Consider the following 23,732-nt stretch of genomic DNA (forward strand, 5'->3'; position numbering starts at 1 on the left):
GTTTTTCCTCCCCCGGTATGACACCGGAGGTCATTTTCAGCTTCCTGTTATTTTTCAGTGACCGGCGCTAATAAATCATCTGCATTCAGTCTGTCAGCAACCAGCGCAATAACCTTATCCGCTAATGTAATATCAATTTCAAACCGGTGTGCTTTAATCACCTGCAATGCGACATCGCGATAGAGCGTAAGCATCGCCATATAGGCCCGGGCGGCATGCATCCGATCCTGATTATCCAGAGTTGCCATAAAACGCCCGTAAAGGCCCGGTGGCAGCCAGCGGCTGAGATGCTCCCCTTTGTACCAAACACGTGGCGTTTCGCTCTCTCTGAGCAGCACATGCCACTCCAGCAGCATCACCAGCTTTTGTTTCATCGCCACATTCCGCAGACGGGCACTCCACAAATCATTACGCAGATAGTAAACCGGCACCTGAGGCGCTTCCAGCCAGAAATTTTGCCAGTTTGCCATAAAGATTTCTTCACCGGGCACGCTGATGATCGTCGCAGGATCAGCATGGTTTGGTAATTTACCGGTGATCCCGGTTTTATCCAGCAAAACGGCATAACCCCGCTGATAAACAGGATCCAGCCCGTGAGATACCATCTGTGCAATGCGTTCACGTCCGGCCAGGATAAAATCGACTTTACGGCCTTTTTCATACAGCACCTGACATGCCGGGCGGGCCGTATCGTGTGTTTTTTGTATGATCAACGGATTTCCGAACCGATATAACCAACGGTCATCCTGTATTAATTCCTGATAATTACTGCCAATCAATTCGGTATTAATATCAGAAAAACGGTCTGCCTGATTGGTTCCGGCCATTGAACCGGTCACAATAACCGCATCAATACGGGGATCCAAAAGGGCAAAAGAGATAATGTTGTTCAGAATTTGCTCAATTGATTCCATTGCGCATCTCATTTATATAATTAATATTCGGGCTGATAGTACGTCATAATTAAACGTAACGGGAGTAATAAGGTTAAAAAAACGTTACTATGTTTATTATATTAAACGAAATTTGTTATCATGAGATATTCATCATTGAAGTGACAGAAAAACACACACTAAACTAAACGTGTGTGGGCTTAAAATCTGCAAACAACAGGGTAAATACCTAAGATAAGGTGGCGGAATGGAATTTTTTGATATCAATAATATTCTCATGGTGATCCCGCTCGGTAAAGACGAAGCGTATGCATTATCATGGATTGAAGCGGTTGGTGCGGTTGCCGGGTTGCTGTGTATCTGGCTGGCAAGTCTGGAAAAAACAATCAACTACCTGTTTGGTCTGATTAACGTCACATTATTTGCGGTGATTTTCTTTCAGATCCAGCTCTATGCCAACTTACTGTTACAAATCTTCTTTTTTGCTGCCAACGTCTATGGCTGGTATGCCTGGAGCCGGCGTAATGACAACGCCGAAGCGGAACTGAAAATCCGCTGGATGTCGCCGCTGAAAACCGGTGTGCTGGCGGTGGTGTGCCTGGTCGCTATCTTATTGCTTGCCCGCTTTATTGATCCTGTGTTTACCCGGCTGGCACAGAGTATGGTCAGCATGCTGAATATGGCGGGAGCGAACCTTGCTATGCCGGTACTGCCGCCGGATGCTTTCCCGTTCTGGGATGCGACAATGACCGTGCTCTCTGTGGCGGCAATGATCCTGATGACCCGCAAACTGGTGGAAAACTGGCTGCTGTGGGTGGTGATTAACATTATCAGTGTGGTGATTTATTACCTGCAGGGGGTATATGCCTTGTCACTGGAATACATCATTTTACTGGGTGTGGCGCTGAATGGTTCAAGAATGTGGATCAAAGCGGCGAAAAAACGCTGAATTTATTTTCAGACTGATAACTAATAATTATAATGATGGGTATCTGGTTATTATCAGATACCCATTACTTAGCTATATACCAACGTCATTCAGGATGCAGGAAGGCGGCGGGCTTTGCGCAGCCAACACACCTGCAGTTTGAATGAATAAGGGTATAAAAGGATATTTCTGTGGCAGGTGGAAGCTTACTCGCATTACTTGATGATATTGCAGCCGTTTTAGATGATGTTTCTGTCATGACCAAAATGGCCGCCAAAAAGACGTCCGGCGTGCTGGGTGATGATCTGGCACTGAATGCCCAGCAGGTCACCGGCGTGCGCGCAGAGCGCGAAATACCGGTGGTCTGGGCGGTTGCCAAAGGGTCTTTTCTCAATAAACTGATCCTGGTACCGCTGGCGCTGCTGATTAATGCCTTTGCTCCGTGGGCGGTAACCCCGTTGCTGATGGTCGGCGGTGCTTTTTTATGTTTTGAAGGTGCAGAAAAACTGGCACATAAGTTTTTGCACACGCCTGCGGATGAGGATCAGGATGCAGCAGAAGCCGAAACACTACAGACGCCGGAAGAATTAGCTGAATTTGAAAAACGTAAAGTTAAAGGCGCGATACGCACGGATTTTGTGTTATCAGCAGAAATTATAGCCATCACATTAGGCATTGTCGCGACATCCGCTTTTATCAATCAGGTTGTGGTGCTTTCGGTGATCGCGGTCATTATGACGGTCGGGGTGTATGGTCTGGTGGCGGGTATTGTCAAACTGGATGACCTGGGATTTTATTTACAGAAAAAGAGCATGGCAGTTCTGAAGAAAACAGGCAATTTTCTGATAAGCTCCACGCCTTATCTGATGAAAACACTCTCTGTGGTGGGAACGGCAGCCATGTTTATGGTCGGCGGGGGTATTTTAACCCATGGCATTCCGGTTATTTATAACTGGATCGAAAAGCTTGCCCTGACGGGGGCTGATCTCCCGGCATTTGGCGGATTTATTCACTTTATGACCCCGCCGGTCGTTAATTTAGTATTCGGTCTTATCGCCGGTATGATTATTGTTTTGCTGATCACGATGATTCAACGGATCAGAACCAGGTTAGCGTCATAAAGAACCCTTTCACCCGCAGCGGCTGATAAAGCCGCTGTTTTCGTTCTGTTTAATAACGGTTTGTCCTGTTAATCTGAATATTTTCGGGGCGAAAAATTAATTTCGTTTCCTGCGCAGCTAATTGTTTACAGCTTGTTGACGAGCGGTTAGATTAAAATTACCACAATAAACACACAGGACAGCGGAAGAGACGGGTTATGAACTATCAGAACGATGATGTAAAAATAAAAGAAATTCGGGAATTATTACCACCAGTGGCGTTACTGGAGTCGTTTCCCGCGACGATGACTGCCGCTGCAACCGTTCGCCAGACCCGTCACGCGATTCATGAAATACTGGAAGGGCGGGATGACCGCCTGTTGGTTGTTATCGGACCGTGCTCTATTCACGACCCGAAAGCGGCCGCTGAATATGCAGATCGTCTGCTGACGCTGCGTAATTCACTGAAAGGTGAGCTGGAAATTGTTATGCGTGTTTATTTTGAAAAACCACGCACGACAGTCGGCTGGAAAGGGCTGATTAACGATCCGCATCTTGACCACTCCTTTGCTATCAATGACGGCCTGCGCATTGCGCGCAAACTGCTGCTTGATATTAATGACAAAGGATTGCCGGCAGCGGGTGAGTTCCTGGATATGATCACCCCGCAATACCTGGCAGATTTGATGAGCTGGGGCGCTATCGGCGCGCGTACCACTGAATCACAGGTTCACCGCGAGCTGGCGTCCGGGCTCTCTTGTCCGGTCGGGTTTAAAAACGGGACGGACGGCACCATTAAAGTCGCGATTGACGCTATCAATGCCGCCGGTTCACCACACTGTTTCCTCTCCGTCACCAAATGGGGTCACTCGGCAATTGTGAATACCACGGGTAACGGCGACTGTCACATTATCCTGCGCGGCGGTAAAAAACCGAACTACAGCGCGGAAGATGTCAGTATTGTAAAAGACGGATTAGCACAAGCCGGTCTGGCTCCGCGCATTATGATTGATTTTAGCCACGCAAACAGCAGCAAGCAGTATCAGCGCCAGATGAATGTCAGTACAGATGTGGCGCAGCAGATTGCCGGGGGCGAAAAAGCGATTATGGGCGTGATGGTGGAAAGCCATCTGACAGAAGGTAATCAGAATCTCGAAGGTGATGCACCGCTGGTGTACGGCAAGAGTGTTACCGATGCCTGCATCGGCTGGGAAGATACTGAAATCCTGCTTAAACAACTTGCGGATGCGGTAAAAGCCCGCCGTAAATAATATATCCGGCATACAAAAAACCCTGACAGTTGAAGTGTCAGGGTTTTTTTATATCTCAGAGAAGAGAAAACTTACTTCGCTTTACCCTGATTAGCCACTGCGGCAGCTTTAGCAGCAATCGCATCCTGGTCACCCAGGTAGTAGCGGCGGATAGGTTTCATGTTTTCATCAAACTCATACACCAGCGGTACAGCAGTCGGGATATTGAGTTCCAGAATTTCATCTTCACTCATGTTATCCAGATATTTTACCAGCGCACGCAGGGAGTTACCGTGTGCGGCAACGATGACTTTTTCACCTGATGCAACACGTGGTTTGATAATATCAGTCCAGTAAGGGATCACGCGATCGATAGTGATGGCGAGGCTTTCTGTTGCAGGCAGTTCGCTTTCAGCCAGTGCTGCATAGCGCGGATCGTGGCCCGGGAAGCGTTCATCACTTTTTTCCAGTGCCGGTGGGGTGATAGCAAAACCACGACGCCATAATTTCACCTGCTCATCACCATATTTGGCGGCAGTTTCCGCTTTATCCAGACCCTGCAATGCGCCGTAATGGCGTTCATTCAGTTTCCAGCTTTTCTCAACCGGCAGCCATTGCTGATTAACCTGGTCCAGAATATTCCACAGGGTGTGAATCGCACGTTTCAGTACAGAGGTATAGGCGAAATCAAAAGAGAAGCCTTCTTTTTTGAGTAACTGACCGGCTTCCTGTGCTTCTGCACGGCCTTTTTCAGATAACTCAACATCCGTCCAGCCGGTAAAGCGGTTCTCTTTGTTCCACTCACTTTCACCGTGACGTACAAGCACCAGTTTAGTTACTGCCATAGCGTAAACTCCTGTCGTGTTTCAAATAGAGGGTTTCAGAATTGAAGCGGATCTGACACGTTGCCCATTATATTGGTCTGTACCGCCTTTCGGCAAATTTTCCGCACAGTAATTTTGTGGGCAGTGCGCTGACAGCAACCTTTCCGTCCTGTTTTCTCTCTATTGTATACTATAACTGAATCGATTCCGCTATAAATGTTTGCGCAAAGTATAATAGCCGGAGGAAAACGGTTTTTTCAGCCAATCCTGAACGGGTAGGTAAAAAACAGCAAATGGCACAGGTTCAGGCCGAAATGAAACAGTGTTGCAACCCACAGTCGTCCGCTCCACATCCAGGCGAGTCCGTAAATTACCCCGGCAAGTGCGGCAAACACGACCAGCAGCGGCCCTCCGGCGATATGCACCAGCCCGAAAACAGCGGCAGCAATAAACAGCGCGGCATACGGCGGCAACCGGCGGGAGAGCACCTGCTGGAGCGCACCACGGAACAGTGCTTCTTCTGCCAGTGAAACCAAAAAGAGATTCGCCACGATAAAAACCGGCAGCCAGTCCGGAAAATGCAGCTCAAACCCTAATCCGCCCAGGGCCGTTGCCAGCAGCAGAAGTGCCGGAACAGAGAGTACCAGCAGGATCCAGTGCAAGCGTGTCACCCGCTTCTGTGGTGTGGTCACAAACAGCTGCGGGATGATAATCAGAAGAACAAACGGAACCAGGGCTTTATCGGCATTGAGCCAGAAAGAAAACGGCGCACTGTGCGGTCCTGCCTGTGTGGGTTGCAGATAATGCAGATTATGAAATCCCGGAAACAGGTGAAATATAAGACCGGCGGCGATAGCAGTAACCAGTAATGCAAGACCCCTGCGCAGCCACGGATGCTGATGGGTGCGCGGGTAGATGATTGCAATGGCAATAATACCCCAGAGCGTCATTAATGCGCGCCAGTCCATCACCCCGGTAAACAGCGCACTGACCGTGGTGGCAAGCAGGGCAGCCAGTGACAGCGTCCGGTTAAATTGTAATAAAAGCAGAGATAAAATGAGTAAAAACCAGGTCATGAATATCCGTCGGACATCAGAAGATTAAAAAGGGCCATCAGGGTAAAAGAGTCAGAGGCCGGACACCAGCAAAAAAAGCGGCAGAATAGTGACCGGTTAAGATTATTCTTAATAATTAATTGATTAAAAAAAAGAAAATAACGGATGTTTTTTTAAGGTAAGAAATAAAGCATCCGTTTGATGAGTGAGTTATACCTCATTGATTTCATAACGGTAGTGATTATTCTCAGGTATAAACGCCAGCCGCCGGTTAATGCAGGCGGGGGTATCTTCACTGTGATGACTGACAAACAACAGTTGAGTATCACCACGGCTTATCATGATATCGATAAAGCGCAGAACCAGCAGACGATTAAGTGCATCCAGCCCCTGTAACGGCTCATCGAGGATCAGCAGGGCCGGATGTTTTACCAGCGCGCGTGCTATCAGCACCAGCCGCTGTTGTCCCCACGACAGGCTGTGAAACGGGCTTTCGCTCACCGACATCAGTCCGAGCAGGACGAGCCAGTCATCCGCCAGTTTTATCTGCCGGTCAGAGGGTTTCTGATACAGGCCGACGGAATCGAAGAAGCCGGAAATAATCGTATTGCGCACATTAATACTGACGCGGTAGCCCAGATGAACACTATTACTGACATAACCGATATGCTGTTTGATATCCCACACGGTTTCACCACTGCCGCGGCGGCGGCCAAACAGTGTCAGGTCATTGCTGTATCCCTGCGGGTGATCGCCGGTGATGAGGCTGAGCAGGGTGGATTTTCCAGCGCCGTTTTCGCCGGTAATCTGCCAGTGCTCTGCGGGCAGTACCTGCCAGGTCAAATCGCGCAGAATCGGCTTATCGTTATAACTGACGGTGCCGTGATTCAGAATAACCCGTGCAAGATCAGATGAGAGCCGCTCTGTCGCCTGGTTATCCCGCTCCGGCAGTGTGAGATGTTCATTTTGTTCACTGTGACTCAGTTGGGATTGTAAAACATCAGACAATGCCTGCGGTTCAGACAATTCACTGTTTGCGAGTAACCCGGCGCGGGTAATAAAGTCCGGAATATCGCTGAACCGGTTAAGAATAAGAATGATGGTCAGCCCGGTTTGTGCAAGTGTGGCAAGCATGTCACTGAGCATTATGCGTGAACCGGCATCCAGCCCGTCATAAGGCTCATCAAGCACCAGCAGATCCGGTTCAGACATCAGCGCCTGACACAGCAGAACTTTGCGGGTTTCGCCGGTGGAAAGATATTTAAAGCGCCGTGTGAGGCGATCAGTTATACCAAACTGTGATGCCAGCGCCAGGCAGCGTGTATCATCTTTGTGCAGCAACTGAATTATATCTGCGGTTGTGCGCCCGTTATCAGCCTCATTATTATCGATAAGATCGGTATTATTACGGTTCCATTCATCATCAACAAGTGTCTGTAATGTATCAAATGCCACGCGGACGGGATGGATAAACGCAGACGTCATTTCCCCGGAAAGCAGCACAAGCTCCCGGGTCAGCGCCTGTGCAAATGTCGATTTTCCGCTGCCGTTAGCACCGATAAAAGCATGGTGCTGACCACGCTCCAGGTATAGTGACGGAACGGAAAGTGAAGAATCGGGTCCTGTGCGGAAGATCCCTTGTGTGATGCGCAGGTGTGTCATAGCAGTCGGCCTTATTAGATTAATTATCATCCAGAAATAAGCGGAACCGTGAGGGATGTCAAGGGATGGCGCGGGCGTTGCATTTCGTATCATAAAAAGCAGACCTTCCTCACAGAATCATCATCATTCAGTATTTTGTTTTTGTTATACTTTTTGGTCAGGAAAAGACACTATGTTCTGAAAATAAAATAACGGGCGGGCACAGATAAAAACTATCTCAGTTAACCGAAAGAGGATGTTATGGTCAGGAATACATTGAAATATTCGGTATTAGCGCTGTTTGTCAGCGGTACAGTAAATGCCGCGACAGTAGATTTACGAGTGATGGAAACCTCTGATATTCATAGTAATTTAATTGATTTTGATTATTTTAAAGACAAGCCGACAGAACAGTTCGGGTTAGTGCGCACCGCCGGGCTGATTAAAGCGGCAAAAAATGAAGTTATTAACTCGGTATTAGTGGATAACGGGGATTTAATTCAGGGCAGTCCGCTGGCAGATTACATGGTAAATAAAGGGCTGAATAAGGGTGAAGCGCATCCGGCTCATAAGTTAATGAATACCATGGGATATACGGTCGGTAACTTTGGTAACCACGAATTTAATTTCGGATTGGATTATCTGAAAAAAGCCATTAGTGGCGCAGACTTTCCGTATGTAAATGCCAATGTGATTGATGCAAAAACCGGTAAGAATGTATTTACGCCTTATATTATTGTTGATACGCCGGTAAAAGACCGTGACGGAAAAGAGCATACGCTGAAAATAGGCTATATCGGGTTTGTACCGCCGCAAATTCTTATCTGGGATAAAGCAAACCTGGAAGGAAAAGTACAGGTTAATGATATTACCGAAACAGCTAAAAAATTAGTCCCGCAAATGAAAGCGGAAGGTGCGGATATTATCGTTGCTATTCCGCATTCGGGCTTCTCGCAGGAGCCCTATAAAGCAATGGCAGAAAATTCGGTTTATTATCTCAGCGAAATCCCGGGGATTAATGCCATTATGTTCGGGCATTCTCACGGGGTATTCCCCGGGAAAGATTTTGCGGATATTAAAGGCGTGAATATAACCGAGGGTACGGTCAATGGCATTCCGGCAGTGATGCCCGGTCAGTGGGGGGATCATCTGGGTGTCGTGGACATGGTGCTGAATAATGATGACGGCAACTGGAAAGTCACACAGGCTAAAGCACAGGCACGCCCTATTTTTGATAAAATAAATAAAAAACCGCTGGTCGCGCGTGATGACAAACTGGCATCCGTTATTGATGATCAACATAATGCGACGCGTGAATTTGTCGGCAAACTAATCGGCAAATCACCGGATAATATGTACAGCTATCTTGCGCTGTTACAGAGTGATCCGACAGTACAGATTGTCAATAATGCACAGACTGATTATACCCGCCGCTTTATTCAGGGTGACCCGGATCTGGCTGACTTACCGGTACTTTCTGCCGCCGCACCATTTAAAGTGGGCGGTCGTAAAAATGCGCCGGCCGATTTTGTTGAAGTAGAAAAAGGGGATATGACCTTCCGTAATGCGGCAGATCTCTATCTTTATCCCAACACGCTGGTGGTGGTGAAAGCAACGGGTGCGGAAGTCACTGAGTGGCTGGAGTGCTCCGCAGGTATGTTCAACCAGATTGATCCGCAGTCAGAAGCGCCTCAGAGCCTGGTTAACTGGGATGGTTTCAGGACCTATAATTTCGATACTCTTTCCGGGGTAAATTACCAGATAGACCTGACACAGCCGGCTAAATATGATGTGGATTGTCAGTCAGTTAACCCGCAGTCAAATCGTATTAAAAATGTGACATATCAGGGTAAACCGATTGATCCAAAAGCGGTTTTCCTGGTAGCGACCAATAATTACCGTGCATACAGCGGCAAATTTGCGGGCACCGGTGATGATCATATCGCGTTCGCATCACCTGATGAAAACCGCAGTGTGCTGGCGGCGTATATTGCTGCTGAGACCAAAGCAAAAGGCGCGGTATCGGCGCAGGCAGAGCAAAACTGGACATTTGCACCCATCAAAACGGATAAGACATTAAATATTCGTTTTGAAACCTCCCCGGGGGATAAAGCGACTCAATTTATTAAAGAGAATGCCCATTATCCGATGACCCGCACCGGCACCGATGATGTAGGTTTTGCTGTTTATCAGGTTGATTTGAAAGCGAAGTAAGTCTTCACTGACTATACTCGTTATACTTACACCAAAGCCCCGGCCAACAGGTCAGGGCTTTTATCTGATAGCAGCGGCGTAGAAAAGGTCATTATTAATGCAGAAAATAATGCGGGTATTAGGTAAGTTATATAAACATGAAAACAGCCGGTACGATGGTGATCGCTGTGTGTCTGTTTATAATCCTGAAACACTGTCTGAGAAAGAACAGGCGGTATTATCGCAGGCAGGCTGGCAGGCGAATACAATCGAGTGTTTCAGCAGCCACGCCGATATTATTGATAAATTACACAGCTTAAAAAAAGAAACAGATTTAACCCGCCGACGCTGCATTGATGCGTTTATTTCGGGTGTCGGCGGCAGTTATCTTCGCGGGCGCTCTGTATTAAGTGCTTTTCATAAGTTACATAATTTGCCGTTACACCTTTATCAGGAAAAACCACAATATGCCTGTTGTTGGGTATGCAGCGATAAAGATAACCTGATGCATATTAATGACAGTTATGTTCAGTATTGCTTGTATTACGGTAATTCATATTGCGGTAATGCGTCCTATGCATACTTAAATCTTCGCCATTTATTAACGACTGAACCGGTAGTACCTACCGATCAGGATAAAGACGCCTTTCACGGATTACTGAATTTATTACGTTCAGCACCGGATGATGAAACACCGGGGAAATTTGAAAAGCGGTTGGCGCAATCAAAACTGATAGCGGGAAATAAATACACGCACAGGGGAATATTGCAGTCATTATCGCTGGTTGGTGTTATTGCGAATCAGTTTATGCCGCTGTCATTTGATAGTTGGGTTGATTTTGGTGATATTACTTCGGCAGAGTCCTTGCTCAATAATACAAAGGGGCGCTCTGACATGGAAATGCCGTGGGCAGGCTGGAAAGGTATTCTTAAAATAGACGAAGAAAAAGTGGCTGAATATTTCGGGGATTACTGATATTAATTGACTAAGCCACCATTATGGTGGCTCAGATGTATTAACGGTAAAATCAGCAAAGTGTCGCGATAATGACCTGATCTGCATTAAACAGGGCGGTTATGTCATCACCGACTTTGAGCTGCTGACGGCTGATTTCCGGGTTATCCAGCGTTGAGCACAGTTGTGCGCCGCCGGTCAGTGTGACCATGATTTCACTGTTATCCGCCCCGTGGGCGATAGAGTCTATTTTGCCGGTGAGCCGGTTATCAAACTCCGCACTGATATCGCCGGACTTACTGATTTTTACCCACGGTGCTTTAATAAGTGTAAGTACTTCCTTACCCACGGAAAGCCCCAGCCGGTTGGCGCTCTGCTCTGTCAGTGCAACCGCCAGCTCGGTTTTTTTATCCGCCAGCAGAACATTAACATGTTGCTGAACGTGGGAGTGATTGCGCGACACAATGGTACCGAAGAACTGGTTGCGCGCACTGGTCTGTAATGAAAAACGGGAGATAGCCGCCAGCAGGCTGTCGAGAGGAAGATTATCCTCTTTCAGCACATCAAAGGCTTTTTGCTGAATTTGTGCCAGCAGATCATATAACTGAAGTAAGCGCTCACCATAGCGGGTAAGTGTTGCTCCGCCGCCGCCTTTCCCGCCTGTCGCGCGGTCAACAATGGTTTCCTCAGATAACTGATTCATTTCATTGATAGCATCCCACGCACTTTTATAGCTGATACCGGCAAGTTTTGCTCCCTGACTGATGGAGCCGGTAGCTCTGACCTGTTTGAGTAATGAAATCCGCCGTGGATCGGCAAACAGATTACCCTGTAATTTCAGCGTTAGTAAAATATCCAATGTAAATTACCTTGTATATTATTCAGGCAGGAAATCCGGGCAGAATATCCGTCCGGTGCGGCATTGATATTTTTCTATTCTAGCAAATCACCTGTTTTTTTCATTAGTGATTATGGTCGTTATTATGACGGCTCATTTCAGATAAGAATGTATAAGTCGGATGAAAGCAGATATGGTATATATCCGACGTCATTTAAGATGCAGTCAACGAACCTGCAGTTTGAATGAATAAGGGTATGGCTATTATCTATTATTCAGGGCGGTATCATCATGCAGAATATCTTATTCAGTCTCCACCAGGCGGCAAAAGATTCCCCGGAAGGTGATGGTGACAGCACCGAAGCATTTGCGCGGGCGTTGGCAGAGCAGACATTCTGGGTTGAATCTCAGGGATCGGAGTCAGGCGGGCAGGTCGGGCTGGCATTTTCTCAGGGAGACGATGATGAAGAGCCGCGTTTATTCGCCTATATGCGCGATGACGGCAGTGATGATGCCCCGGAGGAAATTGAAAAAGAGATGGCATCGGGAGAGCGGGATTACACCTGGCTGCCGGGCGCTTTCTTACTGGGACTATCCGGAAAAATCGATTATACGCTCTGTGTGGTCGGCGGTGACGGGCAATCATTATCGCTGAACAGCCGTTTTGTTAAGATGCTTTTCCTTTATATGCAGGCGTTATATCAGGAAGAGGACGAACCGGCGCAGGCGCCTGTTAATGAGGCGAAAACTATTGCGCAGCCTGCCGGTAATATCAGTGACATTGTGGCAAAACCAAAAAGTGGTGCCGGAAAAGTGATAGGTATGCTGCTTGTGGCGGTAGTTATTGTAGCTGTTGTGTATTTTACACAATCATAGACCCGGCTGATCGCACGAATCGCTATGCCGCCGCAGGGATGATTTGTATAGAATGATAACGATTATGACGCTATTATATACTTGTCATACTTCAGTATGCTGTTGAATAGCCTTTTCGCCCGATGCAAAGAGATTTATCACTATGTTTGAGTTGATTAAAAGTTTAGGTTTCGCACTGTTAATGGTGCCTGTTGTCATGGTAGGGCTGGGTGCTTTAATTTGGGGATTAGGTGAAGTTTTCAACCTGATTTCAAAAGGCGATCGCCACGGAAAGCAGCACTGATCATATCGTATTCAGGATTACCTGCGCTCGCGGGTAGTCCGTTTTTAGTCTGTCATTCCTCTCATTTTTTGCGTAACCCCCCATTTTCCGTAAAGTTTCCGGCTTAACTGACGATAGTGCGATAAGCACCCTTTCATTTTTCGCTGTATCTTGTTATATACAACGGGTTAATCCTAATTTACCCTGGTGGAAAAAATGAAAAAACAGTTCAGTAAGTTACTTGCCGGTGTTGTTATCTCTGCGGCAATGATGAGTCAGGCATGGGCGGCTGAAAAAGTGGTTGTTTTTGCTGCAGCGTCACTGACCAATGCGGTTGATGAGATCTCGGCAAAATATAAGCAGGAGAAAAATGCGGAGGTTGTTGCCTCTTATGCCTCTTCATCGACCCTGGCGCGTCAGATTGAGAATGGTGCACCGGCAGATATTTTCATTTCTGCGGATCAAAAGTGGATGGATTACGCTCAGGAAAAAAATCTTATCGTCAATGACACCCGCAAAACACTGCTGGGTAATGAGCTGGTACTGATTGCCGCGAAAGACAGTAAAATTGATAAAATCGATATTAATAAACAGACTGACTGGGTTAAATTACTGGATGGCGGGCGTTTGGCGGTCGGTGATCCGGATCATGTGCCGGTCGGCATTTATGCACAGGAAGCACTGGAAAACTTAGGTGCCTGGAAAGTGGTTGATCCGCTGCTGGCGCGTACTAATAATGTACGCAGCGGCATGGCGCTGGTTGAGCGCGGTGAAGCACCGCTGGGAATCGTTTACGGCTCTGACGCTGTTGCAAGTGATAAAGTAAAAGTAGTCGCTATTTTCCCGGCAGACAGCCATAAGCCTGTTGAATACCCGATTGCTATTTTGAAAGAAAGTAAAAATGCCGATGCGAAAGGTTTCTATGATTATCTGCAAACACCGCAGGCAAAAGAAATTTTCAAACGTTACGGTTTCAGCCCTCTGTAAAAGTAAGGACTAACAGACAGCGATGTTGAATGAGTATGAATGGCAGGCGGTCATCCTCAGCCTGAAAGTGTCAGCGGTTGCTGTGGCGGTTAGTTTGCCGCTCGGTATTTTGATGGCATGGGTGCTGGTGCGCTGCCGTTTTCCCGGCAAATCGCTGTTAGACAGTCTTATCCACTTACCACTGGTGTTGCCGCCGGTGGTAGTGGGTTATCTGTTGTTAATCAGTATGGGGCGCAAAGGGTTTATCGGCGAATGGCTCTATAACTGGTTTGGTTTCAGTTTCACTTTCAGTTGGCGCGGTGCTGCACTGGCCTCTGCCGTGGTTGCTTTTCCGCTGATGGTCCGGGCTATCCGTCTCGCGCTGGAGGCGGTGGATATGCGCCTCGAACAGGCGGCACGGACATTGGGCGCTTCACCATTGCGTGTCTTTTTTTACCATTACCATACCGCTGTCGCTGCCGGGAATTATTGTCGGAACGGTACTGGCGTTTGCCCGCTCGCTCGGCGAGTTTGGCGCAACGATTACGTTTGTATCCAATATTCCGGGAGAAACCCGCACTATTCCGCTGGCGATGTATTCTTTGCTTGAAACGCCGGGTGCGGAAATGGATGCAGCAAGGCTGTGTATTATCGCGATTATCCTGGCAATGGCGTCTCTGATGGCATCTGAGTGGCTGACCCGGTGGGGGCGTAAACGTCTGGGGATGGCAGCATGTTAATTCTGGATTTCGAGCAGCAGCTCGGCGATTTATCTATGGTTATCAATACGCAACTGGCAAGCGATCGGATAACTGCAATTTTCGGGCTTTCGGGTGCCGGTAAAACCTCGTTTATCAATGTGATAGGCGGGCTGACCCGACCACAAAAAGGGCGGATTGAGCTGAATGGCCACACGCTGGTGGATATTGAAAAACGCATTTGTCTGCCGCCGGAAAAACGCAAAATTGGTTATGTCTTTCAGGATGCCCGCCTGTTTCCGCATTACCGGATAAAGGGTAATCTGCGTTACGGCATGGCGCCGGAAATGGCAGATCAGTTTGACAGCATCGTTGCGCTGCTGGGTATCGGGCATTTATTAAATCGCCTGCCGATGACACTGTCCGGCGGGGAAAAACAACGGGTGGCGATAGGCCGCGCATTACTGACCGCCCCGGATATCCTGCTGATGGATGAACCGCTTGCCTCGCTTGATTTGCCCCGCAAGCGCGAGTTACTGCCTTTTCTGGAAAAGCTGGCGCAGGATATCCGTATTCCGATTTTATATGTCAGCCACAGTCTGGATGAAATTCTGCGTCTGGCAGAAGATGTGGTTATCCTGGATAAAGGCCGGATTCTGGCACAAGGCCCGCTGGAAGAGGTATGGGCAGGCTCTGCGCTGCGTCCGTGGCTCCGTGAGGAGAGTCTTTCCAGTGTCATAAATGTGACGATCCTTGAGCATCACGATCGCTATGCAATGACCGCAACCGCCATCGGTGACCAGGTTCTGTGGGTGCCGCATATTGATGGCGGGCAGGATACAGCCGTGCGTGTGCGGATCAGTGCTGATGATGTCTCTGTTGCGCTGGAAAAACCTAAAAGCAGCAGTATCCGTAATATATTGCGTGCAAAAATCACAGAAATGTATGATGACGATAACGGGCAGACGGATGTGCGTCTGGCGTGGGGAATCACTTTATCTGGGCGCGGATCACCGGCTGGGCGAAAGATGATTTACAACTGAAACCCGGTCAATGGGTTTTTGCGCAGATAAAAAGTGTCTCTCTGAGCCGCCGGTTATAATCCGTTTACCGCAAATGAATTGATTAAAATTAAAATAGCGGAATAATTTTCCGCATTTTTATTTCTGTTAATGTAAATACGTATGTTTAATTAATAATAGATTCATTCATCTTATTCTTATTGAATTAACTTCCTGTCAGCGATATATATTACCGGATAAAATAAGCTAACTATATTCTCATAAAATGGAATTATCACTGAATCAGAGGGATTAAATGAAAAAAGCGCTTCTTGTGTTATTACTGGGTATTTTTACCGGCGGCCAGGCGCTGGCAGCGAATCAGGTCATGTGTTACACCTATCTGAAAAAAGTGAAAGATGTTGAAATCGAAAGCTTAAAAGTCTGGTGCCTCGGCACAACGGACGGGTCACAAAGCGGGATGAAAATACCGGAACTGCTGAGTATGGGCTATAACGTGGTTTCAATGCAGAATTTCCCGTATGAATATTCCGAAGGCGGTTATACCTATGACGGCGCAAAACTTCTGTTGATCCTTGAGGATACTAAATTCCCTAATCAGGATCCGGCTGCGAAGAAACCGGCAAACTGGAAGTTTGATAAATATAAATAGCAGGATTATCTGTTATTAAATGAACATAAAATAATAACGCCTTCTGTCAGAAGGCGTTTTGTTTCGGAAATAATAATCAGATAATAACGTGTTTCCGGAAATAAACCATTCCCGGAAACAAACAGTATCAGCTCAGAATATGCTGGCGGATAACCTGTGCAATGCCCGGGCGGGTATTATCCAGTGTAACAAGATCTGCATGCGCTTTTACATCATCACCGGCATTTCCCATCGCCACACCCAGTCCGGCGCTTTCCAGCATACTGATATCATTATGGTTATCACCAAATGCCATCACATCACTCATGGACAGCCCCTGTGATTCAACCCACTCCTGCAAACGGCGGCCTTTACTGTTACCGCGCCGGGCGATATCCACCTGATTGATCCACGACCATTCACAGGACAATCCTAATTCTGCTTCCACGCTATCGGTAAAATCGCGCAGCTTGTTCAGATCATCAGAGCAGGTGGCGAATTTCCAGATGGTATCAGTACGGGTCAGCTCATCTATAAAGTTATCCACTTTACGCATGACCGGGCGCTGATGTTCGGGCAGCGTCGCAGACCAGTTCAGTGTGCGCTCAATGGTGCTGCTGTCAGTGTGATATAACATGGCATCAGACACATACATCAGATGCTCAATATCTGTTTTGGCCAGGCGCTCCAGCAACAGGCGGGATTCACTGACACTCATCGGGTCGGAGGCTAACACCCGGCGGGCATGATAATCATAAAGATAGGTGCCGTTACAACAGATTGCCGGGGTATCGAGCTGCAATGTCTGGTAAAACGGATGGATAGCCACATGGTGACGACCGGTGACGATCAGCACCTGCACACCGGCACGGCGTGCCTCAGTGATAGCATCCAGGGATTCCTGTAAAATGTGTTTATCCGGATCGAGAAGTGTACCATCGAGATCAAAAGCAATGACGCGATAAGACATAGCAGGGTGCCCCTTGTGTGATTATCAGAACCGGATCATGACAGCGCAGGCGGCCTGGCAGCCTCCTGACGGTATCCCGAATGCGTCCGGGCGGAGATAACTGTAATATAGCATGTTAATTGTTTCGTGATAAACGCTAAGTGCGGTATTATTATACAGATAGGCTTATGTTTTTTGTTAAAAATCAGGTTGTTAAATATCAGGTTATTAAAAACCAAATAAGTAAGTCATGAGAATTAAGGAGCGCGAATGAAGCAGGTGGTTTATGTTGCCAGCACGGAGAGTCATCACATTCATGTCTGGCAGATGAATGAAAACGGTGATTTATCACTGTTGCAGACGGTAGTAACCCCCGATCAGGTGCAGCCGCTGATAACCAGCCCTGATGGCCGTTACCTTTATGCGGCAGTCAAACCCGCGAATGCGGTGGTGACTTACACGATTGCAGCAGATGGTCAGCTGACACAAACCGGGCTGACACCACTTCCCGGCACAGCCGCTTATATTACAACGGATAATACCGGGCGCATGCTGTATGCGGCTTCTTACCATCAGGGAACACTGGCTGTGCTGCCTGTTGGTACTGACGGCATCCCGGCTGTACCGGTGCAGATAATTGAAGGGCTGAAAAACCCGCACTCCGCCAATATTGCACAGGACGGGCGCACGCTGTTTGTTCCGTGTCTGGGTGAGGATCACATCCGCACTTACACGATTGAGGATGACGGTCGTTTAACAGAGCGCCGCGCGGATATGCTGACGGTCGCCGCCGGTGCCGGTCCGCGCCATATGGCGTTTCATCCGGAAAAACATGTGGCGTATTGCCTTAATGAATTGAATGCCACTGTGAATGTCTATCGTGAATGGATAAAGGTGCGTGAAATTCAGTCTGTTGATCTGATGACGGATGAATATCAGGGACGTCGCTGGGCGGCTGATATCCACATCACCCCGGATGGACGTCATCTGTATACCTGTGAGCGTACCACGAGTGTGATTAATCACTATCACGTTTCTGATGATGGCGGGCATCTGCAACTGGCGGGTGTCTATCCGACAGAAACACAGCCGCGCGGTTTTGCGGTGGATAAGAGCGGGAAGTTCCTGATTTCAACCGGTCAGCTTTCTCATCATGTGTCAGTTTCACGGATTGATGCGATCACCGGTAAATTACATCTGCAGGCACGCTATCCGGCGGGACAGGGACCGATGTGGGTCACTGTACTGGCACTGAAGTAAGGTCTTGACTCCGGCCGGACAATATTTCCGGGGCGGGGCTGATAACGGGCAAAAACGAAAAGACGCTGTAAATACATCCGTGTAAGCTCAACTGCGCCATCCATGGCGCAGATGCTTTTCGTTTCTTTTGCCCGTTATCGCCTTATACATTGATCGCAGAGCAGCCAATAAACGGATATACCTTTATTCATTTAAACTACAGGTTCGTTGGCTGCATCTTGAATGACGTTGGGTATAGATTTTTACTCATTTGTCACCAAATCAATCGCCTGAGTGAGTTTTTGCAGTTGTTCACCGGTGATGATATAGGGCGGCATAAGATAGATAAGACGCCCGAACGGGCGGATCCACACCCCGGCATCCACAAAACGGCGCTGTAATTCCCCCATATTGACCGGTTTTTCTGTTTCAATGACGCCGATTGCTCCCAGAACCCGCACATCACGAACAGCGCTGCGTGTTTTCAGCGGCATAAGTGCGGCTTTCAGCTGTGTTTCAATCTCTGCAACGCGTTCAGCCCAATTCCCCGACAGCAGCAGATCAATAGCCGCGACCGCCGTGGCACAGGCCAGCGGGTTGCCCATAAAGGTCGGGCCATGCATAAAGCAGCCCGCATCACCCTGACTGATGGTATCGGCGATATGACGGGTGGTGAGTGTGGCGGAGAGGGTCATATAACCCCCGGTAATCGCTTTGCCCAGACACATAATGTCCGGTGATATTCCGGCATGTTCGCAGGCGAATAATTTTCCGGTGCGACCAAAACCGGTGGCAATTTCGTCGGCAATCAGCAGGATATTGTAGCGATCACACAGTGTTCTCACTCCTTTTAGGTATTGCGGATGGTAAAAACGCATTCCGCCCGCCCCCTGGACAACCGGCTCCAGAATAACCGCCGCCACATCCTTATGATGTTCTGCCAGCAGCGTTTCCATGGAGATAAGATCGTCACTGTCCCACTCATCGTAAAATCCGCACTGCGGTGCATCAGCAAACAGATGATTTGGCAGATAGCCCTGCCAGAGGTCGTGCATCGAATTTTCGGGGTCGCACACCGACATCGCGCCGAACGTGTCGCCGTGATAGCCGTGGCGCGGGGTCACAAAGCGGTGACGTTTTTCACCGCGTGCCTGCCAGTATTGCAGTGCCATTTTCAGTGCCACTTCCACGGCGACAGAGCCGGAGTCGGCTAAAAACACACACTCCAGCGGTGCAGGTGTGAGTGCCACCAGGCGGCGGCACAATGCAACGGCGGGCGCATGCGTGATCCCGCCGAACATCACATGTGACATCTGTGACAACTGCGCGGTGACCGCCTCATTAAGTACCGGATGATTATAACCGTGGATTGCCGCCCACCAGGAGGACATACCGTCAACCAGTTCTCGCCCGTCTTCAAGGGTCAGTATTGCACCTTGTGCGGATGCGACAGGATAGACCGGTAGCGGATTACTCATTGATGTATAAGGATGCCAGATATGTTTCCGGTCAAAATCAGCATCATCGGCTGACCAGCCGCTCTCCGGGAAAGAAGTAAATAAAGCCATTATGTAAACCATATCAATTCAAATATAGTTGACATGATAGTGATGATATTTAAACTGGCAACACTTTTTTATTGGGAGTTGCCGTTATGAGTCATCGTCGTCAGTGGACATTAAAAGAAGCCAAAGACTTGTTTGAAAAGCCTTTTTTTGAATTATTATTTGAGGCGCAGACAATCCATCGTCAGCATTTTGATCCACAGAAAGTACAGATAAGCACCTTGCTTTCGATTAAAACCGGTGCCTGTCCGGAAGATTGTAAATACTGTGCGCAGAGCGCACGGTACAAAACCGGGCTGGAAAAAGAGCGTTTGATGGAAGTGCAGCAGGTGGTGGAAACTGCGCGTAAAGCCAGAGCTGCCGGTTCAACGCGGTTTTGCATGGGAGCGGCGTGGAAAAACCCGCATGAGCGCGATATGCCGTATCTGGAAACCATGGTGCGGGAAGTCCGTGCGCTGGGAATGGAAACCTGCATGACACTCGGAATGCTCAATGACTCACAGGCTGCACGTCTGGCGCAGGCCGGGCTGGATTATTACAATCATAATCTCGATACCTCGCCGGAGTTTTACGGCTCGATTGTCACCACCCGTACGTATCAGGATCGCCTGGATACCCTGGACAATGTGCGTGATGCCGGGATCAAAGTCTGCTCCGGCGGTATTTTAGGGCTGGGTGAAGATGTACGCGACCGCGCGGCAATGCTGGTTCAACTGGCAAATCTGCCGAAAGCACCGGAAAGTGTGCCGATCAACATGCTGGCAAAAATCAAAGGAACGCCGTTTGAAGATAACGAAGAGGTTGATCCGTTTGATTTTGTCCGCACCATTGCCGCCGCAAGGATAATGATGCCGCAATCTCACGTCCGTTTGTCCGCCGGACGTGAACTGATGAATGAACAGACTCAGGCGCTCTGTTTTATGGCCGGTGCAAATTCCATTTTTTACGGCTGTAAATTGCTCACCACCACCAATCCCGAAGAAAATACCGATATTCAGTTATTCCGCAAACTGGGGATCAAACGCGAAGCGATTCATGTTGAGCAGGGCGATCAGGAGCAGAGCGCAAGCCTGCTGGACGCTATCAGCCACAGTGACGAACCGCAGTTTTACAACGCAGCACTCTGAACGGCACAATAATTATGTGGCACACTTTTCTTTCTGAGCGCCTGCAACAGGCGCGCGGGCAGGACGCCGTGCGCGTGCGCGAAGCCAACGGCGGCGCAGACGGGCGGACAGTCCTCATTAATGACCGGCGGGTGATTAATTTTTCCGGCAATGATTATCTCGGGATGAGCCGCCATCCGGCGGTGATCCGTGCCTGGTGTGACGGCACGGCGCAATTTGGTGTCGGCTCCGGCGGCTCCGGACACGTCACCGGCTACACCACCGCACATCAGTCACTGGAACAGATGCTGGCAGACTGGCTGGGATTTGACCGGGCAATTCTGTTTGTCTCCGGGTTCAGTGCAAACCAGGCGGTGATCACCGCACTGATGCAGGCAGGCGATCATCTGATCTGTGACAAACTCGCGCACGCATCAATTATGGAAGCCGCGATGCATTCACCGGCTGAATTCACCCGGTTTCATCATAACGACACTGCCCATCTGAGCACCCGGTTACGCCGGGCTCAGCACGACAGCGGCAAAACGCTGGTGATCACGGAAGGGATCTTCAGCATGGACGGCGACACCGCACCACTGCGTGAGATCTGCACACTCACGCGGCAGCATAACAGCTGGCTGATGGTGGATGATGCACACGGGATCGGTGTCTGCGGCGCAGAGGGCAGAGGATCCTGTGATGCAGCCGGGATTCACCCGGACATCCTGATTGTCACCTTCGGCAAAGCTGTTGGTGTCAGCGGTGCCGCTGTGTTGTGCAATGCACAGACGGCGGATTACCTGACACAATATGCCCGCCATCTTATCTACAGCACGACATTTCCTGCCGCCCAGGCCTGTGCGCTGCATGCGGCAATACAGGAGATTCAGCGCGGTGACCATCTGCGCGAACAGCTTGCCGATAATATCCATACTTTCCGTCAGCAGGCGGCGCATCTGCCTTTGCAACTGTTGCCGTCATCTTCTGCCATCCAGCCGCTGATCGCCGGGGACAATGCCACAGCACTGGCACTTTCTCACTATTTGCAGGCGCGTGGTTTGTGGGTGAAAGCGATCCGCCCGCCAACCGTGCCGCCCGGCACGGCGCGCCTGCGTATCACAATCACCAGCGCTCATCAGAAAGCAGATATCACCTTACTTACGGAGGCGCTGGATGCATTCTGCTATCAATATCGTCTCGGTGAATAAAGCGGCGGTTGCCGCCGCATTCGGGCGTGCTGCGGGGCAATATGATGCGGTCGCACATCTCCAGCAACAGACCGGGCAACATTTGCGGGAACTGACAACATCCTCTCTCTTCCCGCAGCAACTGACTCAGTTACACGGGCTGGATGCAGGGTGCGGCACCGGGTTTTTCAGTGAACAATGGCAGGCTGAGTGCGGATCAATCACGGCGCTTGATTTATCACCGGCAATGTTGGCGCATGCCCGCGCGCAGCAACGGGCAAGCTGTTATGTTCAGGGCGACATTGAGCAGTTACCGTTTGCGGATAATCAGTTTGATTTCTGTTTCAGTAACCTTGCAGTGCAGTGGTGTGATTCCCTGAGTGCGGCACTGGCCGGGCTGTTTCGTGTTACGCGTGCGGGCGGCACAGTGGCTTTTTCCACCCTGAGCACCGGATCACTGGCAGAGCTTAATCAGGCATTTGCCTGTGTCGACAGCGCACGTCACGCCAACGGCTTTCTGAGCAGAGAGGCTATCCGCGCTGCCTGCCAGCCATATCGTTATACGTTGTCCGAAGTGCAATACCGGCTTACTTTTTCATCTCTGCCTGCGCTGTTGCACTCCCTCAAGGGAATTGGTGCGACGCATGTGCATCAGGGGCGTACTGCCGGGCTGATGACACGCAATAAGCTGGCGCAGCTGGCGGCACATTATCCGGCAGAAAACGGGGAATACCCGCTCAGTTACAGTATTCAGTACGGAGTTATTCATGTTGAAAAATAATTGGTTTTTAACCGGCACCGATACGGATGCCGGAAAAACCGTGGTCAGTTGTGCGCTGTTACAGGCGGCAAAGAAACAGGGGTTCCGCTGTGCGGGATATAAACCGGTTGCATCAGGCAGCGAAATAACGCCTGACGGGCTGCGTAACAGTGATGCGCTGGCGTTGTGGCGCAACAGTGCGGTACAGGTCAGGTATGAAGAGATAAACCCGTACACCTTTGCAGAGCCGACGTCACCGCACATTGTCAGTGAGCTGACACAGACACCGGTTGATTTTTTTGTGATGACCGCCGGGCTGCATAATCTCAATCAACAGGCTGACTGGGTGTTAACAGAAGGCGCGGGGGGCTGGTTTACGCCGCTTTCGCAGACACAGACGTTTGCAGACTGGGTAATACAGATGCAGATGCCGGTTATTTTAGTGGTGGGCGTGAAGCTCGGCTGTATTAACCACGCCCTGCTGACAGTACAGGCGATACAGCAGGCAGGGCTGCGGCTGGCGGGCTGGGTGGCAAATGAAGTTACACCACCGGGGGCTTATCAGGCACAATATCTGGAGACACTCACGCGGCTTATCCCTGCTCCTTGTATAGGTTTGCTGCCGCATCTTCCGGATCCGTTGCAGTATGATTTATCGGGTTACATGAATATTTGTCTGTTGCAGGCATAATTCCCGGTTCTGCTGCCGCCGGGCGGATCCTGCCGGGATCACGGTTAATCTTCCGCCGGGCGGTTTTTAATCAGGAAAAAATCCTGAAATATATTTTCAGATT

At 49.2% G+C, this 23,732-nt stretch carries 21 protein-coding genes and 2 pseudogenes; 16 read left to right on the top strand and 7 right to left on the bottom strand.

Annotation, left to right across the window (positions count from 1 at the left end):
* Positions 1-47: 47 nt before the first annotated feature.
* Complete coding sequence (locus tag AYY17_RS09015; RefSeq protein ID WP_067423093.1) at positions 48-914, bottom strand: aminoglycoside 6-adenylyltransferase; 867 nt, start codon at positions 912-914, stop codon at positions 48-50.
* A gap of 226 nt (positions 915-1,140) precedes the next feature.
* On the opposite strand from AYY17_RS09015, the gene pnuC reads away from it, so the two are divergent.
* The 3 genes from pnuC to aroG all read left to right on the top strand — a co-directional run bounded on the left by pnuC (position 1,141) and on the right by aroG (position 4,192).
* A complete protein-coding gene (pnuC, locus tag AYY17_RS09020; protein ID WP_067423095.1) occupies positions 1,141-1,842 on the top strand; it encodes a nicotinamide riboside transporter PnuC in 702 nt (233 codons plus the stop codon).
* Positions 1,843-2,012: 170 nt separating this feature from the next.
* Entirely contained in the window at positions 2,013-2,942 is a 930-nt protein-coding gene (locus AYY17_RS09025) for a DUF808 domain-containing protein (RefSeq protein ID WP_067423097.1), read from the top strand.
* A gap of 197 nt (positions 2,943-3,139) precedes the next feature.
* Positions 3,140-4,192: a 3-deoxy-7-phosphoheptulonate synthase AroG gene (gene aroG / locus AYY17_RS09030; RefSeq protein WP_067405486.1), complete on the top strand. Its 1,053-nt coding sequence runs from the start codon at positions 3,140-3,142 to the stop codon at positions 4,190-4,192.
* A gap of 71 nt (positions 4,193-4,263) precedes the next feature.
* On the opposite strand, the gene gpmA is transcribed toward aroG, so the two are convergent.
* The 3 genes from gpmA to modF form a co-directional block, all read right to left on the bottom strand.
* Positions 4,264-5,016 (bottom strand): 2,3-diphosphoglycerate-dependent phosphoglycerate mutase, encoded by a 753-nt coding sequence (gpmA, locus tag AYY17_RS09035; protein WP_067405483.1) that lies wholly within the window; start codon positions 5,014-5,016, stop codon positions 4,264-4,266.
* 236 nt (positions 5,017-5,252) lie between these two features.
* A complete protein-coding gene (locus AYY17_RS09040) occupies positions 5,253-6,071 on the bottom strand; it encodes a CPBP family intramembrane glutamic endopeptidase (protein WP_067423099.1) in 819 nt (272 codons plus the stop codon).
* Positions 6,072-6,260: 189 nt separating this feature from the next.
* Complete coding sequence (gene modF, locus AYY17_RS09045) at positions 6,261-7,712, bottom strand: molybdate ABC transporter ATP-binding protein ModF (RefSeq protein ID WP_067423101.1); 1,452 nt, start codon at positions 7,710-7,712, stop codon at positions 6,261-6,263.
* Positions 7,713-7,952: 240 nt separating this feature from the next.
* Here modF and AYY17_RS09050 point away from each other — a divergent pair, with 240 nt between their 5' ends.
* Entirely contained in the window at positions 7,953-9,905 is a 1,953-nt protein-coding gene (locus tag AYY17_RS09050; protein ID WP_067423103.1) for a bifunctional 2',3'-cyclic-nucleotide 2'-phosphodiesterase/3'-nucleotidase, read from the top strand.
* A gap of 97 nt (positions 9,906-10,002) precedes the next feature.
* Entirely contained in the window at positions 10,003-10,860 is an 858-nt protein-coding gene (locus tag AYY17_RS09055) for a hypothetical protein (RefSeq protein ID WP_067423105.1), read from the top strand.
* Positions 10,861-10,912: 52 nt separating this feature from the next.
* Here the strand turns inward: AYY17_RS09055 and modE are convergent, their stop codons facing one another.
* Positions 10,913-11,698: a molybdenum-dependent transcriptional regulator gene (gene modE, locus AYY17_RS09060; RefSeq protein WP_067423107.1), complete on the bottom strand. Its 786-nt coding sequence runs from the start codon at positions 11,696-11,698 to the stop codon at positions 10,913-10,915.
* Between the two features lie 270 nt (positions 11,699-11,968).
* Between modE and AYY17_RS09065 the strand changes: the two genes are divergently transcribed.
* The 6 genes and pseudogenes from AYY17_RS09065 to AYY17_RS09085 all read left to right on the top strand — a co-directional run bounded on the left by AYY17_RS09065 (position 11,969) and on the right by AYY17_RS09085 (position 16,153).
* Complete coding sequence (locus AYY17_RS09065) at positions 11,969-12,553, top strand: hypothetical protein (protein ID WP_067423109.1); 585 nt, start codon at positions 11,969-11,971, stop codon at positions 12,551-12,553.
* A gap of 142 nt (positions 12,554-12,695) precedes the next feature.
* Positions 12,696-12,836, top strand: coding sequence for an AcrZ family multidrug efflux pump-associated protein (locus AYY17_RS21190; protein WP_082970642.1), 141 nt, complete (start codon positions 12,696-12,698; stop codon positions 12,834-12,836).
* A gap of 195 nt (positions 12,837-13,031) precedes the next feature.
* The gene (gene modA / locus AYY17_RS09070) at positions 13,032-13,802 is read left to right on the top strand and encodes a molybdate ABC transporter substrate-binding protein (RefSeq protein WP_067423111.1); all 771 of its coding nucleotides are present in this window, start codon (positions 13,032-13,034) and stop codon (positions 13,800-13,802) included.
* 22 nt (positions 13,803-13,824) lie between these two features.
* Positions 13,825-14,521, top strand: a pseudogene (gene modB / locus AYY17_RS09075) (molybdate ABC transporter permease subunit).
* Positions 14,515-15,581, top strand: a pseudogene (modC, locus tag AYY17_RS09080) (molybdenum ABC transporter ATP-binding protein ModC). Before modB ends, modC begins: the two co-directional pseudogenes overlap by 7 nt.
* 215 nt (positions 15,582-15,796) lie before the next feature.
* The gene (locus AYY17_RS09085) at positions 15,797-16,153 is read left to right on the top strand and encodes a hypothetical protein (protein WP_067423113.1); all 357 of its coding nucleotides are present in this window, start codon (positions 15,797-15,799) and stop codon (positions 16,151-16,153) included.
* Positions 16,154-16,280: 127 nt separating this feature from the next.
* Here the strand turns inward: AYY17_RS09085 and AYY17_RS09090 are convergent, their stop codons facing one another.
* Positions 16,281-17,102: a pyridoxal phosphatase gene (locus AYY17_RS09090; protein ID WP_067423115.1), complete on the bottom strand. Its 822-nt coding sequence runs from the start codon at positions 17,100-17,102 to the stop codon at positions 16,281-16,283.
* A 249-nt stretch (positions 17,103-17,351) separates the two neighbouring features.
* Here AYY17_RS09090 and pgl point away from each other — a divergent pair, with 249 nt between their 5' ends.
* Positions 17,352-18,341, top strand: coding sequence for a 6-phosphogluconolactonase (gene pgl / locus AYY17_RS09095; RefSeq protein ID WP_067423117.1), 990 nt, complete (start codon positions 17,352-17,354; stop codon positions 18,339-18,341).
* 242 nt (positions 18,342-18,583) lie between these two features.
* On the opposite strand, the gene bioA is transcribed toward pgl, so the two are convergent.
* A complete protein-coding gene (gene bioA / locus AYY17_RS09100) occupies positions 18,584-19,888 on the bottom strand; it encodes an adenosylmethionine--8-amino-7-oxononanoate transaminase (protein WP_067423119.1) in 1,305 nt (434 codons plus the stop codon).
* A gap of 86 nt (positions 19,889-19,974) precedes the next feature.
* On the opposite strand from bioA, the gene bioB reads away from it, so the two are divergent.
* The 4 genes from bioB to bioD are packed head-to-tail and all read left to right on the top strand — an operon-like array spanning position 19,975 to position 23,629.
* Positions 19,975-21,012, top strand: a complete 1,038-nt coding sequence (gene bioB, locus AYY17_RS09105; protein WP_067423121.1) for a biotin synthase BioB — start codon at positions 19,975-19,977, stop codon at positions 21,010-21,012.
* A gap of 14 nt (positions 21,013-21,026) precedes the next feature.
* Positions 21,027-22,199, top strand: coding sequence for an 8-amino-7-oxononanoate synthase (gene bioF / locus AYY17_RS09110; protein WP_067423123.1), 1,173 nt, complete (start codon positions 21,027-21,029; stop codon positions 22,197-22,199).
* A complete protein-coding gene (bioC, locus tag AYY17_RS09115; protein ID WP_067423530.1) occupies positions 22,165-22,959 on the top strand; it encodes a malonyl-ACP O-methyltransferase BioC in 795 nt (264 codons plus the stop codon). The genes bioF and bioC overlap by 35 nt, the downstream gene beginning before the upstream one ends.
* Positions 22,949-23,629: a dethiobiotin synthase gene (gene bioD / locus AYY17_RS09120; RefSeq protein WP_235845348.1), complete on the top strand. Its 681-nt coding sequence runs from the start codon at positions 22,949-22,951 to the stop codon at positions 23,627-23,629. Before bioC ends, bioD begins: the two co-directional genes overlap by 11 nt.
* The last annotated feature ends 103 nt before the right edge of the window (positions 23,630-23,732 follow it).

Source organism: Morganella psychrotolerans, from assembly GCF_001676055.1.
GTDB classification, from domain to species: Bacteria; Pseudomonadota; Gammaproteobacteria; order Enterobacterales; family Enterobacteriaceae; genus Morganella; species Morganella psychrotolerans_B.